15 protein-coding genes and 3 pseudogenes are annotated in these 14,665 nt (G+C 35.0%); 14 read left to right on the top strand and 4 right to left on the bottom strand.

What is annotated here, in order from left to right:
• Positions 1-175: 175 nt before the first annotated feature.
• The 5 genes from htpG to map all read left to right on the top strand — a co-directional run bounded on the left by htpG (position 176) and on the right by map (position 5,329).
• On the top strand, positions 176-2,050 hold the full coding sequence (gene htpG, locus LDX58_RS18095) for a molecular chaperone HtpG (protein ID WP_227938218.1): 1,875 nt from the start codon (positions 176-178) through the stop codon (positions 2,048-2,050).
• Positions 2,051-2,207: 157 nt separating this feature from the next.
• Complete coding sequence (locus LDX58_RS18090) at positions 2,208-3,191, top strand: TRM11 family SAM-dependent methyltransferase (RefSeq protein WP_227938217.1); 984 nt, start codon at positions 2,208-2,210, stop codon at positions 3,189-3,191.
• A gap of 123 nt (positions 3,192-3,314) precedes the next feature.
• Positions 3,315-3,497 carry a hypothetical protein gene (locus LDX58_RS18085; RefSeq protein WP_227938216.1) on the top strand — a complete coding sequence of 61 codons (183 nt, stop codon included), beginning with the start codon at positions 3,315-3,317 and terminating at the stop codon, positions 3,495-3,497.
• A 380-nt stretch (positions 3,498-3,877) separates the two neighbouring features.
• Positions 3,878-4,438, top strand: a complete 561-nt coding sequence (locus tag LDX58_RS18080) for a DNA-3-methyladenine glycosylase I (RefSeq protein ID WP_308017562.1) — start codon at positions 3,878-3,880, stop codon at positions 4,436-4,438.
• 144 nt (positions 4,439-4,582) lie between these two features.
• Positions 4,583-5,329 carry a type I methionyl aminopeptidase gene (gene map, locus LDX58_RS18075; RefSeq protein WP_227938214.1) on the top strand — a complete coding sequence of 249 codons (747 nt, stop codon included), beginning with the start codon at positions 4,583-4,585 and terminating at the stop codon, positions 5,327-5,329.
• A gap of 151 nt (positions 5,330-5,480) precedes the next feature.
• Here map and LDX58_RS26995 read toward each other — a convergent pair.
• From LDX58_RS26995 to LDX58_RS18065, 3 genes and pseudogenes are all read right to left on the bottom strand, one after another.
• A pseudogene (locus LDX58_RS26995) lies at positions 5,481-5,617 on the bottom strand (multidrug transporter); the annotation flags it as partial.
• A gap of 75 nt (positions 5,618-5,692) precedes the next feature.
• Positions 5,693-6,436, bottom strand: a pseudogene (locus LDX58_RS18070) (Mrp/NBP35 family ATP-binding protein).
• A 185-nt stretch (positions 6,437-6,621) separates the two neighbouring features.
• Positions 6,622-7,323: a Crp/Fnr family transcriptional regulator gene (locus LDX58_RS18065; protein ID WP_227938213.1), complete on the bottom strand. Its 702-nt coding sequence runs from the start codon at positions 7,321-7,323 to the stop codon at positions 6,622-6,624.
• A gap of 175 nt (positions 7,324-7,498) precedes the next feature.
• On the opposite strand from LDX58_RS18065, the gene mobA reads away from it, so the two are divergent.
• The 8 genes and pseudogenes from mobA (at position 7,499) to LDX58_RS18025 (ending at position 13,433) form a co-directional block, all read left to right on the top strand.
• A complete protein-coding gene (gene mobA / locus LDX58_RS18060) occupies positions 7,499-8,128 on the top strand; it encodes a molybdenum cofactor guanylyltransferase (protein ID WP_227938212.1) in 630 nt (209 codons plus the stop codon).
• A gap of 147 nt (positions 8,129-8,275) precedes the next feature.
• Positions 8,276-8,509 (top strand): hypothetical protein, encoded by a 234-nt coding sequence (locus tag LDX58_RS18055; RefSeq protein WP_227938211.1) that lies wholly within the window; start codon positions 8,276-8,278, stop codon positions 8,507-8,509.
• Between the two features lies 1 nt (position 8,510).
• Positions 8,511-8,867, top strand: coding sequence for a hypothetical protein (locus tag LDX58_RS18050; protein WP_227938210.1), 357 nt, complete (start codon positions 8,511-8,513; stop codon positions 8,865-8,867).
• 33 nt (positions 8,868-8,900) lie between these two features.
• Positions 8,901-9,413 (top strand): hypothetical protein, encoded by a 513-nt coding sequence (locus LDX58_RS18045; protein ID WP_227938209.1) that lies wholly within the window; start codon positions 8,901-8,903, stop codon positions 9,411-9,413.
• Positions 9,414-10,276, top strand: a pseudogene (locus tag LDX58_RS18040) (molybdopterin oxidoreductase family protein); the annotation flags it as partial.
• Positions 10,251-10,421 (top strand): helix-turn-helix domain-containing protein, encoded by a 171-nt coding sequence (locus LDX58_RS18035; protein WP_227938208.1) that lies wholly within the window; start codon positions 10,251-10,253, stop codon positions 10,419-10,421. The pseudogene LDX58_RS18040 and the gene LDX58_RS18035, both read left to right, overlap by 26 nt.
• Before the next feature lie 1,367 nt (positions 10,422-11,788).
• Complete coding sequence (locus LDX58_RS18030; RefSeq protein WP_227938207.1) at positions 11,789-12,994, top strand: MFS transporter; 1,206 nt, start codon at positions 11,789-11,791, stop codon at positions 12,992-12,994.
• A 145-nt stretch (positions 12,995-13,139) separates the two neighbouring features.
• The gene (locus LDX58_RS18025) at positions 13,140-13,433 is read left to right on the top strand and encodes a Dabb family protein (RefSeq protein ID WP_227938206.1); all 294 of its coding nucleotides are present in this window, start codon (positions 13,140-13,142) and stop codon (positions 13,431-13,433) included.
• Between the two features lie 87 nt (positions 13,434-13,520).
• Here LDX58_RS18025 and LDX58_RS18020 read toward each other — a convergent pair whose 3' ends face one another.
• The gene (locus tag LDX58_RS18020) at positions 13,521-14,021 is read right to left on the bottom strand and encodes a metallophosphoesterase family protein (RefSeq protein WP_227938205.1); all 501 of its coding nucleotides are present in this window, start codon (positions 14,019-14,021) and stop codon (positions 13,521-13,523) included.
• A gap of 111 nt (positions 14,022-14,132) precedes the next feature.
• Between LDX58_RS18020 and LDX58_RS26085 the strand changes: the two genes are divergently transcribed.
• Positions 14,133-14,258 (top strand): hypothetical protein, encoded by a 126-nt coding sequence (locus LDX58_RS26085; RefSeq protein WP_265416748.1) that lies wholly within the window; start codon positions 14,133-14,135, stop codon positions 14,256-14,258.
• Positions 14,259-14,665: the final 407 nt, after the last annotated feature.

The following is a 14,665-nucleotide window of genomic DNA, read 5'->3' as shown; positions in this document are numbered from 1 at the left end:
TGTAATTAAATCAATCTCCTTATAATTGTTGACACAATATATTAAAGTATGGTAAATAAAAAATATGAATTAGCACTCGTTAATCGAGAGTGCTAATTTCTTACTGAGTCTGATCTGGCCGTTTTCACAATCCGAAAGCGCTAGTTGAATTTATTTTTTGAAGGGGAGCTACAATATGACAAGAAAGCAATTTAAAGCAGAATCGAAACGACTTTTAGAAATGATGATTAATTCCATTTATACGCAAAAGGAAATTTTTCTAAGAGAATTAATTTCAAATGCTAGTGACGCGATTGACAAAATGTATTACAAAGCCTTAACAGATGAGGCGATTAACTTTGATAAAGACAGTTATTACATAAAAGTCGCTGCTGACAAGGAAAAGAGAATATTAAAAATCTCGGATACAGGAATCGGGATGACGAAAGAAGAACTGGAAATAAACCTAGGAACGATTGCTAAGAGTGGATCTTTAGCTTTTAAAAATGAAAACGAGTTAAAAGATGGGCACGATATCATTGGTCAGTTTGGAGTTGGGTTTTATTCCGCTTTTATGGTTGCAGATGAGGTTACAGTAACGAGTAAAGCAATTAGTACAAACGAGGCATTTAAATGGGAGTCGGATGGAGCGGATGGATATACTTTAGAGTCAGCTGAAAAAGAGTCTTTTGGTACAGAAATCGTCTTAAAAATAAAAGAAAACTCAGAAGATGAGAATTATGATGAGTATTTAGAAGATTATCGTTTGAAAGCGATCATTAAGAAATACTCAGATTTCATTCGGTACCCAATTAAAATGGAGCTTACTGAAAAAAGACTTAAAGAAGGGAGCGAAAGTGAGTGGGAAGAGTATACAGATGTACAGACCATTAACAGTATGGTGCCGATCTGGAGAAAAAATAGAAATGAACTAACAACGGAAGACTATGAGAATTTCTATAAAGAGAAACATTATGGTTTCGACAAACCGCTTAAACATCTTCATATTAGTGTCGATGGTGCTGTGAGATATAATGCTATTTTGTATATTCCAGAAAACATTCCGTTTGATTTTTATACAAAAGAGTATGAGAAGGGCTTAGAATTGTATTCAAATGGAGTATTAATCATGAATAAGTGCGCTGATTTACTACCTGATCATTTCAGTTTTGTTAAAGGGATGGTGGATTCAGAGGATTTATCGTTAAATATCTCAAGAGAGATCTTGCAACATGACCGTCAATTAAAGTTAATTGCAAAAAACATCAAAAGTAAAATAAAAAGTCAATTACAAAGCTTATTAAAAGATGAGCGGGAAAAGTATGAGCAGTTTTACCAGTCATTTGGTAGACAACTGAAATATGGCGTATACACGGATTTCGGCTCTAATAAAGATGCACTACAAGATCTATTAATGTTTTACTCTTCGAAAGAAAAGAAGATGGTCACTCTAGCCGAGTATGTGTCAAGAATGACTGATGATCAGAAATACATTTATTATGCTTCAGGAGAAACGAATGAAAGAATCGAAAAGCTGCCACAGATGGAATTAGTGTCAGATAAAGGCTATGAAGTCTTATATTTCACTGAAGATATTGATGAATTCGCTATTAAAATGTTAGCAACTTATAACGAGAAAGAGTTCAAATCTATATCGAGTGGTGATTTAGGTTTAGAAGAGGATTCTCAGAGTGAACAAACAGAAGAGAAAGACCATAAAGAGTTGTTTGAAGCTATGAAAAAGATCTTAGTAGATAAGGTAAAGGATGTTCGGGTATCAAAAAGGTTGAAATCACATCCAGTCTGTATAGCGACGGATGGCGAAGTAACAATTGAAATGGAAAAAATACTTCAAGCTATGCCAGATAATCAAAATATCAAAGCGGATAAGGTACTAGAACTCAATACCAATCATGATGTCTTTACATCATTGAAAAATGCTTTTGAGACAGATCAAGAGAAACTAAGTCTATATACTAAATTACTTTATAGTCAAGCGCTACTTATAGAAGGATTGCCACTTCAAGACCCAGTGGACTTTACAAATGACATGTGTAAAATTATGATTTAGCTTTGGAGCGAACTAACCTGACCACCTTCATAAAATAAGGTAGTCAGGTTTTTTTGCGATATATTCTTAAGCTAGCTTAATATTCTAATTACGGTATTTGATCAATATTTCAACTATAATGTAGATAATAAGTTATAGAAAGATGGGAAGTAGTTAGATGACAAAGCTTACTAAAACAATACCTGCAAAATTTATATATACGTATTCCTATCATGAAGATGAAATTTCTTTGTGTAAGTTGGAAATGCGGTCATTATTTGGATTTGATACCTCCTCTTCTGTTTTACAAAGTCCACTGAAAATAGACCCCAGTCGAAGTCCCTTTATAAAAGCAAGAGTGGATGTGACTTATCAAACACCTTCCTTAGAAGAGATGGTTCAACAGGTGAAAGAATTGAAAATTGTAGAACAACCATTTAAAGTTATGTTTGTTCAACATGGAGATCAAGAAAAGACTGACAAAGTCGAATTTAAGGAAAGACGATCGATTGAACGGGAAGTGGGGACGAGAATTCGAGGAAAGGTTGATTTAATAAATCCAGAAATGATATTTGCAATTATGAAGTTAAATGAAGGATGGCTATTTGGTAAATATATAAAAAGTAAGGCCATTTGGTTAAAGCACCAAGCAAAACCACATAATTATTCCACCGCTTTAAGTACTCGTGTTGCAAGGGCCGTGGTTAATATTGCATCTCCTATCACGACTGGAAATAAAGTAATAGACCCTTGTTGCGGAATTGGAACGGTTTTGATCGAAGCATTATCAATGGGATTAGACATTGTAGGCAGAGATTTAAACCCTCTTGTAATCCCAGGTGCTAGAGAAAATATAGGTTATTTTGGATTTGAAGGAGAAGTGAATCTAGGTGATATGCGAAATGTAAGAGATCATTATGATGTGGCCATAATTGATATGCCATACAATTTATGTTCGGTTTTGTCTCCTGATTCACAATTAGCCATGCTTAAGAGTGCCTATAAATTTGCTGATAAAGTTGTTGTCATAACCATTGATCCAATTGATTCTATTCTTGTTAAGGCGGGGTTTGACATAGTCGACCGTTGTGTTGCGAAAAAAGGATCATTTTCTCGTGAAGTAATTGTTTGCGAATCTATGAGAAAAAATAAAAGGGTTTGATGCTTTCTCTAACATTTAATATGATATCAGTAATATTCCATAAAATTTATGGTCAAACCATTTCCATTTTATTTGGTCAAACTCCTAACCTTGTTGCATAAAAATGAATAAAGAGGGGCTGACATGAGAACACCAAGTAAATACAAACCTCGCTCTCGTAAAGGACCGATTCCATTTCGATATATCCTCTTGCTCTCATTTAAGATTATTGAGCGGGGAATTAAACCAACTTTAATGTCTATAGCTGCAACGGATTCAAATAATATGGTAACTTCGATGAAATTTAATACACAAATTTACAATTAGATGTTATCTGAAGCAACTAATCGGGTTCAAAGGCATCTAAAGGCCCTTGAAAATAATGAAACCTTTTATTTATCCATAGTTACAGAAAATGAAAATGGAATCCCATCGGGTGGAGGGATTATTTACAGTATTTCTTTAGGTCAAACAACCGATAATGCCTTACGTCCTGACCTACTTACCTTAACACTCTACAAAAGATGCTTAGGTTTCTTTAAATACTTCTAGTCACTAATCGCTAAACTGCGTGTTTTTTAAGTTCATAATGGTTTAAACTGATGAAGTGAAAAAACATTGATAATAGTGTGTTATTTCAATGAGCTAGAATCAAGACTGAAAGTAGCAGAGAAGGAGAATTTATGTTATGCAGGTGTAAGTGGGCTGTGGCTCACGAATTATTAAAAGAATATCATGATCATGAGTGGGGGAGTCCGATATTTAATGATCAAAAATTATTTGAATACCTTACCCTTGAAGGGGCACAGGCAGGATTAAGCTGGTTAACTGTTCTTAAAAAACGAGAGTATTATAAAAGGGCTTACCATGATTTTTCTATTGATAGAGTCGCAGCTTTTACGGAAGAGGAACAAGAAGAATTGTTAACGAATCGAGACCTTATTCAACATAAATTGAAATTAAATTCTGTTATACATAACGCGAACTGTATAATAAAAATACAAATGGAACATGGTAGTTTTTCAAATTTCATTTGGTCATTTGTTGATCATAAGACAATTGTAAATCAATGGGCTTCTAGCAAAGAAGTCCCTTCAAAGAATGCTATTTCTGAAAAAATGAGTAAATCTCTGAAAGCTCACGGTTTTAAATTTGTTGGCCCTACGATTTGTTATTCTTTTATGCAAGCTACCGGTTTGGTACATGATCATACAACGGATTGCTTTAAGTTTGAAAACTTTTCAGGTGATAAGAATAAAGAACCATGAATGAAAGAGTAGATGACGTTGTAGACACGTACTGGGTATTATTGAAAAAGGAGAACTTTAGAGTTAATCTAGTTAAGGACACTTAAAGTTTCTTAAGTGAGGACAACATTTATATTAAGATATCAACGTTTAGGAGTGAGTTATATGGTGAACTTAAAAAGCGAAAGAGAAATTAAATTAATGCAACAAGCTGGTGTCATATTGGCTTCTTGCCATAAAGAAATTGCTAAACTGATTAAACCAGGCATTACAACTTTAGAGATTGATACGTTTGTAGAAGGTTTTTTACAAGAAAATGGAGCAACACCAGAACAAAAAGGCTATAAGGGTTATGAATATGCAACATGCGCCTCAGTGAACGATGAAATTTGTCATGGATTCCCGAGAAATCAGTCTCTAAAGGACGGAGATATCGTTACAATCGATATGGTCGTAAACTATAAAGGCGGGTTGGCAGATTCAGCTTGGACATATCCGGTTGGAGACATTTCAAGTAGTGCCAAAAAATTATTAGAAGTCACTGAGAAATCGCTTTATAAAGGGATTGAACAAGCTCTTATTGGGAATCGGTTAGGCGATATCGGTCATGCTATCCAAACATATGTGGAACCTGAAGGATTTTCCGTTGTTAGAGATTTTACAGGACATGGCATTGGACCGACCCTTCACGAAGAGCCACAAATTCTTCATTTTGGTGCACCTGGCAGAGGTCTGAGACTCAAAGAAGGGATGGTCATCACCATCGAACCAATGATAAATCAAGGAGCATGGGGCAGTAAGTTAGATGCAAATGGATGGACCGCACGAACTGTAGACGGCAAATTATCTGCACAATATGAACATACATTGGTGATCACGAAAAACGGTCCAGTTATTTTAACTCAACAATAATTATTTGAGCTTTGCTTTGTTCTATGGTAGGTCAGACACTCTATTATCATGATTCGATTTAGAGATAGGCTGATTTTACATAAAAGTGGGAATATTTAAATTAGATAAGCTAAAAGTTAAATAGCAAAAATAGTTGTTCATATTTAAGCTCTTAGACGAGTTGCTGTTTAGCAAATTCTCGATATAAATTGTGGGAAGATGAGAGTTCGTCATGAGTTCCATTCCAGTAACTACTCCGTTTTCAATAAAGATAATCTTGTCAGCATCAACAATCGTTAAAAGGCGATTTTAAAATTAAAGAAAATAGAGCACCATCAAGATGATAAAGATGCTCTATCAATGAATTCAATATTAATTTCTATTTTATTGTCTCTGGGCAAACTTATTTATCAATTTCACAGCTAATGCATAAAACACTTTCTTAAGTTCAGGTTCTTCGCTTATCAATACAGAAGGGTCACCATATTCTTGTGGTGCTGCTAGTGGGATAGAAGCAAGTAAGTCTGTCCCTAGACTAGAAGCAAGTTTTTCTCCGCCTCCTTGGCCAAATAAATAGTATTTCTCGGTTCCATTAGGAGTGAAATACGACATGTTTTCAATGACACCTAAAATGGTGTGATTGGTTTGCTTCGCCATAATCCCAGTCCGTTCCGCTACATGAACAGCATTGGGGTGCGGGGTAGTAACAATAATTTCTTGACATTGTGGTAGCTTTTGATGCAGATCTAATGCCATGTCACCGGTCCCTGGTGGTAAATCAAGAATAACATAATCTTGTTTCCCTCAAATGACCTCATCAAAAAAGTGATCGATCATTTTTCCGACCATAGGACCGCGCCAGACAACTGGCTCATTTCCTTTTAAAAGGAAGCCCATTGACATAACTGTAATATTCTCATGTCCGACTGGGATCATTTTATTATTCATTGTTTTTGGTTTCGATTGGATGTTTAAGATTTTAGGAATACTATAACCATAAATATCTAAGTCAATAAGCGCAACTTTTTTACCTACATCTGCTAATGATAGGGCAAGATTTACGGCAACGGTCGATTTTCCTACGCCACCTTTTCCACTTGTAATTGCAATGATATTTCCATTTAACAATTTGCTCACTCCTTTGTTACTACAATATAAGAAAAATAGGATAAAAACTGTGATGAACATCACTTTATCGAGGAAAGTGTGTATAACAAGTGAAGCGTTTTGTTATTAAAGGGATTAATGGGGTACAAACTAATTCTGACCATGTAAAAATGAGGCTGACATTAGCTGTCAGCCTCATTTTTACATTACATTCTGCAAATCTCTAAAGGACCATTTTCACAATGGCAAATATCCTTTAATTGATCTAATTCATAGACAACAAGATGGCCATTCTCTTGACCTATTATTTCTTTTGAACGCAAATCAGATAACATACGATTCACGCTTTCTCTTGTTGCACCAATATATTCTCCTAGTTCACCATTTTTAACTTTCTTTGTAATGCGAATTCCACCATTCAATTTCTCACCGTAAGAATTGGGCATTCGAATGATCGTTGAGCAAAGAGCACCGAGTTTACCGTGAAGCGTTAAGTCACGTAATTTGGACTGTGTAATTTGATTCAATAACGACGTCCATTTTAAAAATTCAACAGCAATTTCCCCTTGTTGCCAAAGGATAATTTCCAAATCTTTTTGTTGGATAACTCCAATCACACTATCCTTCATCACTTGTGCATTATAGCTATATTTAATATCAATGAAACTACTTAATTCTCCAAATAAGTCACCATTACTAAACATATTGAGGATATAATCCTTACCATCAGATGTTGATTTTGTCATTTTAACATGACCCTCTTTTATAGCTTGGGCACCTTCCCAAAATAAGTAGCTCCCAGCCTCGACTGTTTGTTCGTACATAATATCGGTTAAAGCCGTTAATGTTTTATCTGATAGATGGAATGTATTTTGTTGGATGCTACGCTCAAGTGTTAATTTTGTCATGGTAATTCCTCCTGACGTATGATTGTTTTTATTATAACGGATCACTAAAAAATAAAATGTGATAAAATCACACCTTAACGAAATAGGCTTTTGTTGAATTTATTTGAAACTGTGACCAAGTTAACAGATGTTTTTAAGATTTGAATTTAAAGTATAGGTAAGGAGGTGTGGCGAAATGAATTTAACCGGTGTAATTATAGATGGCGGATACGCAAAAGGTCTTGATACCTTAACTGTCCTATTAAAGATAGGAAATGATACGGTACTTGAAAGGCAAGTTCGAGAAATGAAGAAAGTCTGTCAAGAAATCATCTTGGTAACAAATCAACCTCATTCATACTTACCTATACTTGGAAGTTCAATTCGAATCATAACTGATTATTATAAAGGTACAGGTACTTTAAGTGGGATGCATGCAGCATTATCTTTAGCGAAAAATGATACTCTTAGGGTCGTTACTCCAGATATGCCATTTCTATCAGTTGATGCGGTTCCCCAAATGATTTATGAGAAAAAGCAATCTGGTGTTCAATTAGTTGTACCTGAATGGGAGGGCCATTTACAATTATTTCATGGTATTTATGATCGCTCATGTATAGAAGCTACTCAAGAATTAGTGGAACAAGAGCAATTAGGAATAATGAGTTTACTCGAACGTATCACGTTTAAGGTATTGCGTTGTATAGATAATAGTTCTTTTTCTTTTCGGATTCAAAGTTTAGAAGATTATCAACAAGTATTGGAGCATAATAAAAACTTTCGAGTAAACTCCATAAATGAAGGATTGGAAACGAATCATCAATGATGAGGAGTTTCTTTTTTTTATTTCATTTCTTGTTATTCACGTTTTCGACATATAAAAGAAAGGAAGTGTGAGCAACGTCACAGTTTGTGATGAAATAAAATCTTACAATAACTTTACAACTTTATTGAATTAGTAAGGAGTGGCAACATGAGTCAGATGGAAAGGTCGTTTTATTCAAAAGCAAGTATGTATTCTTTTACTATAATATTAGTCTTGATTTTCTTGATGTGGGTAGGAACTGGACAGTTCTCACATGTTGATATGATGTTATTCGGTTATTTAATCGGATCCTTAGTTTTGGCAATCGGTATGACGATTCGGATATGTGCATGGGCGATTCGACCAAACTACCTATCAAGTCCTCAAAAGAAGTTTCAGTAATATGAAAAAGAAAAAGAGAGCAAAACGAAATTGGAACGCCATCATAAAAACGTTTATTGATAACATTATTCTTCAAAAATTTATCTTCAAACGCGGAATTTATAGAGGAATCATGCATTGGCTGATTGCTTGGGGCTGTATTGGTTCGTTTGCAATTACGTTTGGGTTAACGTTTGGTTGGATGCATTTTAAACTAATTGACCCTGAGACCTATCAGATAGTGGTAATGGGAATTCCTACTATTAAAATAGCAGCTTATGGATTATTTGCAGAATTAGTTTATAACGGATTGAGTATTACAGCCATGATGGTGTTCCTCGGTGTAACAATGGCGCTAATAAGACGTTCTAAAGATTAAGATGTAAAAGTAACGCAGCGTGTAGAATTTGATTTGTTTCCATTATATGTATTACTTGCAGTGACAGTAACAGGTCTTTTACTTACCGTATCTTATAAGTTATTAGGAGGTTGGATTCATCCGTATTTAGCACTTATTCATCAGATAACAGTTGTCATTTTCTTAGTGTATTTCCCATTTGGAAAATTATTTCACCTTCCAGTGAGACCGCTTGCGACTGCTGTACCAATGAATTATCAAGAGGTCGGAGGTGTTGATACGAGAGAGTGTAAATCATGTCATTCACCTTACAGCAATGATGATCAAATTGCTGATGTGAAGCAAATTCTAGGAGTACAAAGCTTTGACTTTCAGCTTGAAGATGGTTCGTACTTAGCGGATTACTGTCCAAGCTGTCGAAGAAGAATTCGTGTGATGAAACAACTAAACATTCAATCTAACTTACCTTCTCCAAATGGACCGATCCAGACAAATACTGGAATTCATATTCCAGGGTTTGGCCAAAAACGAGAAGATTCCTATTATGAAAAAGCGGGGGATAAATAAATGAGTGAATTTCTTGTAAAAGACGGAGTCAAAAACATACAAAAACCTGGAGAAAAGTTGATTACAACACATTGCTGCTATTGTGGAATGCAATGCGGAATGCATATAAGAGTCAACGAAAAGTCAGGCAAGGTAGTAGGCGTGGAACCACGGTATGATTGGCCGGTTACGCTTGGAAAGATGTGTCCAAAAGGTGTGACCGCCTATCAAACGGTTAATCACAAGGAACGTATTCTCAAACCACTAATAAAAAAGAATGGCCAATTTATCGAATCAAATTGGGAAGAGGCTTATGACTTAATTGAGAAAAACTTTAAAAGGTTGCAGAAAGATCATGGTAAAGATGCAGTAGGTGTCTTTGGTGGAGTATCAATGACCAATGAAAAGTGTTACTTAGTTGGTAAATATGCGATTCAGCTTTAGCCAATGGCATGATGCACTTGATCATCAAAGAAGGCTATGTCGACACTGAATTTGTTCAAGGAAGATGCAACAATTATGAAGAATTAAAAGCAATGGTGGAAAAATTCACACCAGAGTACACATCTAAAATCACGGGGGTTTCAACAGAAAAAATTATTAAAGCAGCTCGCATATATGGGGAATCTCCTAAATCAATTGTCTCGTTCTGTCGGGGCATTGAACAACAAAACAAGGGTGTTGACAATGTAACATTATACACCTCATTGGCCTTACTACGAGGACAAATTGGCAAATTTGCATCCGGTGTAGCTACGATTACAGGTCAAGGTAATGGACAAGGCGGTCGTGAACACGGTCAAAAAGCTGATGCACTTCCTGGTTATCGTAAGATTGATAACCCAGATCACGTAAAATATGTTGCGGGTGTTTGGGGCAACACGCGAAGGCGTTAATAGAATCATGAGTGAATTGAAGAAAGATAAAATCATTGCGTATGATAATAATAAGATTGTCATTCACGATTTACAATACTTAAAAAACTATTTAAAATGCGGAGATTGTCCTGTTGAGATATGTACGATTTAAAAAACAAGCTATTAAGGTAACGGGTTCAGTTTAGGGAGATGAAATAGTAAATAACACGATTTTTTTAAGACCCAATCGCATTAGATTTGGTCTTATTCAACTTGTTGTCATATCAGCCTTTACGTGTTATTAATACAGGAATTAGTACCCTTATTAGCAAGGTAAATAACCAGTGAATAATAGCTATTATTCACTGGTTAAAAGCGGTGTTAAAATGCCTGTTAATTCAGATGCTTCTTATCGAAGGATTACAAGGATTAATGGTACTTTATGTTAAAATAATAGTGAGAACTATTCAACTCTTTGTGGAACTAACATGAAAAATAAGTCGAAAACTTTCTCATCAATGGGGGAGTTTAACTGGATATTCGAAATTTTTTTAAAGTATTGCCTTTTTTTCTTATTGAAGTAAAGACTGTTCAATAAGTGGTGAAGTATTTCAATGCGGAATGAATCGTGGTTCCGTTAAAAGTAAGAAAAGCTGTTTCAAAAGGGATAAAGAGGATCCTCGTTCCGCTAAAAGTACAAAATTAATGGAAAATAAGGTTTAAAAAGAAGATTAACGGAACGAGGATCCGAACGAAGCCCCAAACAAGGAATTTGTAGGGAATAGCGGAATGAGGATCCGGCAGGTCAACAATGAGGATCGTGGTTCCGTTAATTAGAAGAGTAAGTTTAATAAGCTTTTTCTTACGGCTTTAATGGAACAAGAAAAATTATATAAAGTGAAAAACGCTCGGAAATCCGAGCGTTTTCGTATGCTAATTACACTGTTAATAAGTCGTAAATTACATAACCAATTTCTATGTTAGTTAGCCAAATAATTAACAGTTTCCCTCCTAGAACTGAACCCGTGACTATTAAGGAGCACGCCTTAATAGCTTATTTTAATCGTAACCCAGATTGCAATGTTCTTAACATGAAACATGTTTATTGAAAAAAGAGAACAAATGTCAACGCTAATAAAGATAGAATTCCAGGATTTTTAAGCTTACTACTTGTCATTTGTAATTCCTCCTAATGTTTTCTTTGATTTGACCTCATCTTAACACCCCATCTAATACCTGTATCAACTTTCGGCAGGAAATATGCCACACAATAACACGTATGTCAAAATACCTCTTTTGTAATAGTTAATGTTCCCCTCGTCTTACACCCTTTTTCTATTTGTTTATTTTTAAATTGGAAACATGCCAAATGAAATTTCCTTGTGAACAGATCTTACAAGGTGATAGATATAATAGAGCATTTTATTTAGTATTTAACCTGTACTTCTTATAAAAAAAGTTCGGTTATTTAGGTAGGGGAAAGAAAAATTTTTACGCGACTCCCCATTTATAAACCATATTTTGAGGGGGAAGGGTAAAATGAAAAAGAAGGAACAAATGTCAGCATTAATATTATCAACATTAGCAATGATTATTTCTTTTGCTGTTTGGTCTGTGTTTTCACCTATAGCATCAACTTTACAAGAGCAATATCAATTAAGTGAAACACAGAAGAGTTTTATTATTGTCACACCAATTATTTTGGGGTCTTTAATGCGTATTCCAATTGGAATCATTGCAGACAAGTATGGAGCTAGAAAAGTTTATACATTAATGATGCTGTTCACTGTTTTCCCTATGGTGGCAGTTGGATTTGCTAATTCTTTTACTGCACTCTTATTTTGGGCATTTTTAATCGGCATGGCAGGAACAACGTTTACGATTGCTGTTACTTATGTCACAAAGTGGTTTCCGCCTGAAAAGCAAGGTTTAGTGCTAGGTATTATAGGAATTGGTAACCTAGGAACAGCGGTTGCTTCTTTAAGTCTACCTACGATTGTCGAACGTTTTGGTTCACAATGGGCATTTTGGAGTTTGGCAATTGCGATTAGTATAATGGCTTTCATTTTCTGGATAGGCACAAAAGAATTGCCGAAACCTAAAAAGGTAAACACGTTAAAAGATTCATTGTCTGTTACAAGTATTAAAGCTACGTGGGTACTCTCTCTTTACTATTTTCTAACCTTTGGTGGATTTGTAGCTTTCGGCTTTTATTTACCAACTTTATTACAAGAGGTCTTTCATCTAAATGCTGTGAATTCTGGATTAACAGTAGCAGGGTTCGTTATAATCGCTACCTTTATAAGACCACTAGGAGGGTATGTTGCCGATAAATTTGGCGCAAATCAAGTTCTTATTTTCTTGTTTAGTGGGATCACATTATGCGCAACAGTCATGGCTTTATCGGTTAATGATTTTCGATTCTTTAGTAGTAGTTGCGTTGTTATGGCGCTGTTTTTAGGTGCGGGAAATGGGGCTGTTTTTAAACTAGTACCAACAGTGTCACCAACTAATACAGGTGCTGTTACTGGTATTATTAGTGCAATCGGTGGAATCGGCGGATTTTTCCCACCACTTGTTATGGGTGTTCTCAAAAGCGTAACAGGTAGTTATAGTGCCGGCTTTATTTTATTAGCATTTTTTGCTTTAGGATGTCTTGTTGTTACTATTTACTCGCTATATACAGACACTCAAAAATATAAGAGTAGAAATATTCGAATAAAAAATACGAAGCAAACGTACTAAGGTTGCTATAGATCGTCTATGTTTGAGTAAGTATGATCATCTAAATGGTCTTTGTCAAAAAGACTTAATTTATTGCATCTATCTACATGATTGAGATAAAATAAACCTTGCTAGAAAGAATTGAAATAGAAAGAAGGCAAATTACATGATTCAACGTACCGTACTAGTTAAATTTGGAGAAACGACGACACAAGAACAATTAAACGATGTTGTAACACGTTTTAAAGCACTTGAAAATCAACTTACTGGAATAGTAGATTTACAAGCGGGACTTAACTTTGCTGAGAAGAGCAAGGAGTATCAAGTCGTGTTAATGGTTCGTTTCGAAGATAAAGCTGCATTAGAGGCATATGTAGAAAATACAGAACACCAAGCTGTCGCTGCGTACATAAGAGAAGTAGGAAGAGTCGACAGCATTGGCGTCGATATTGAAATCTAGGCTTATTTTGAGAGAGTGAATCCTTTGATTCATTCTCTTTTTATTGTTGGCTATTTTTTGATCAATAAGGAACAAATGTAACAGCCATTATGATTTATCATCAAAAAAGATATGTTCCGCTTTAATAGTATCTTCTTTTATAGTTAAAATTCCATATGAATAACAGGGCTGTCTTCTTTTATCTGTTACTGATCCTGGGTTAAATAAAAGTATATCATCTGTTTTTTTTATCACTGGTATATGAGAATGCCCAAAGACGATGCAATCAACCTGTTCGCCCTTAAATGCATCAAGTGAACGTCTTTCGGTCGTTAGTTTTTTACCATGACCATGAACGACCCCAATTTTAAAGGGATGAACCTCAATGATGAGTTTTTCTGGAAAACGCTCTTGAATATCTTGACCATCTACATTTCCTATGACTCCTTGAACCTCTCCGTACCCCGCCAACTCCTGATAAACCTCAAGTATTTGCCAATCGCCAGCATGGATAATCAGGTCTGCTTGTTTAAGATTTACTATTAATTGCTCCGGAAGTTTTTTAGCTCGTTTTGGAATATGGGTATCAGAGATAACGATTATTTTCACTTTTATCGCTCCTTATACATAAGGTATGGAGTTAACTATAGACCAATCGAAAGAAATCTCCAACATAATCTGTAACACAATTGAACATATTATCTGTAAAGGAGTGGTCATATGGCGAATAAAAGAAATCAGAGAGATGAAGAAAAAAATTTAAAAAGCAGCGAGGGGAACTTAAGCTACCCAGAGTATAGTGATAGGGAAGAAAAATCAAAGCAACCTCAGGTCAAAAACAAATAATTGATTAGAAAAACACCTGTATAGGGTGTTTTTTTATTTATTTTTTTTGATCAGTTTCTATGTATTGTATAAAGTTTTTAATTGCGAGTTTGAATTTGTAGAGGTTTATTTCACAATTGTGGGCTAGAACGGATGAATCTATAGATTAAGAAGCTCAAATAAATGAAGAAACCGAAAGAGCGAGAGGCAAACATATATAAATGGAGAAACCTAAAAAGTCAGGTTCTGATTTCTAGTTTTATTGTTGTAATAAATGAAGGGAACTTTAACCGTATTTCATAGTGGTAATTATTATTTCACTTACTGACAAAAATGTCGTAATGGAACATATGACAAAGCCAAATTACGAGTTAAATACTACTCAAATCAGCTAGGGAGTATTTAGTATTTAAGGAATATTATTTTTA

The organism is Alkalihalobacillus deserti (genome assembly GCF_020734105.1).
Lineage (GTDB): Bacteria > Bacillota > Bacilli > Bacillales > Bacillaceae_D > Halalkalibacter > Halalkalibacter deserti.
Note: the sequence above shows the minus strand (reverse complement) of the source record. Positions and strands in the feature narration are given on the sequence as shown.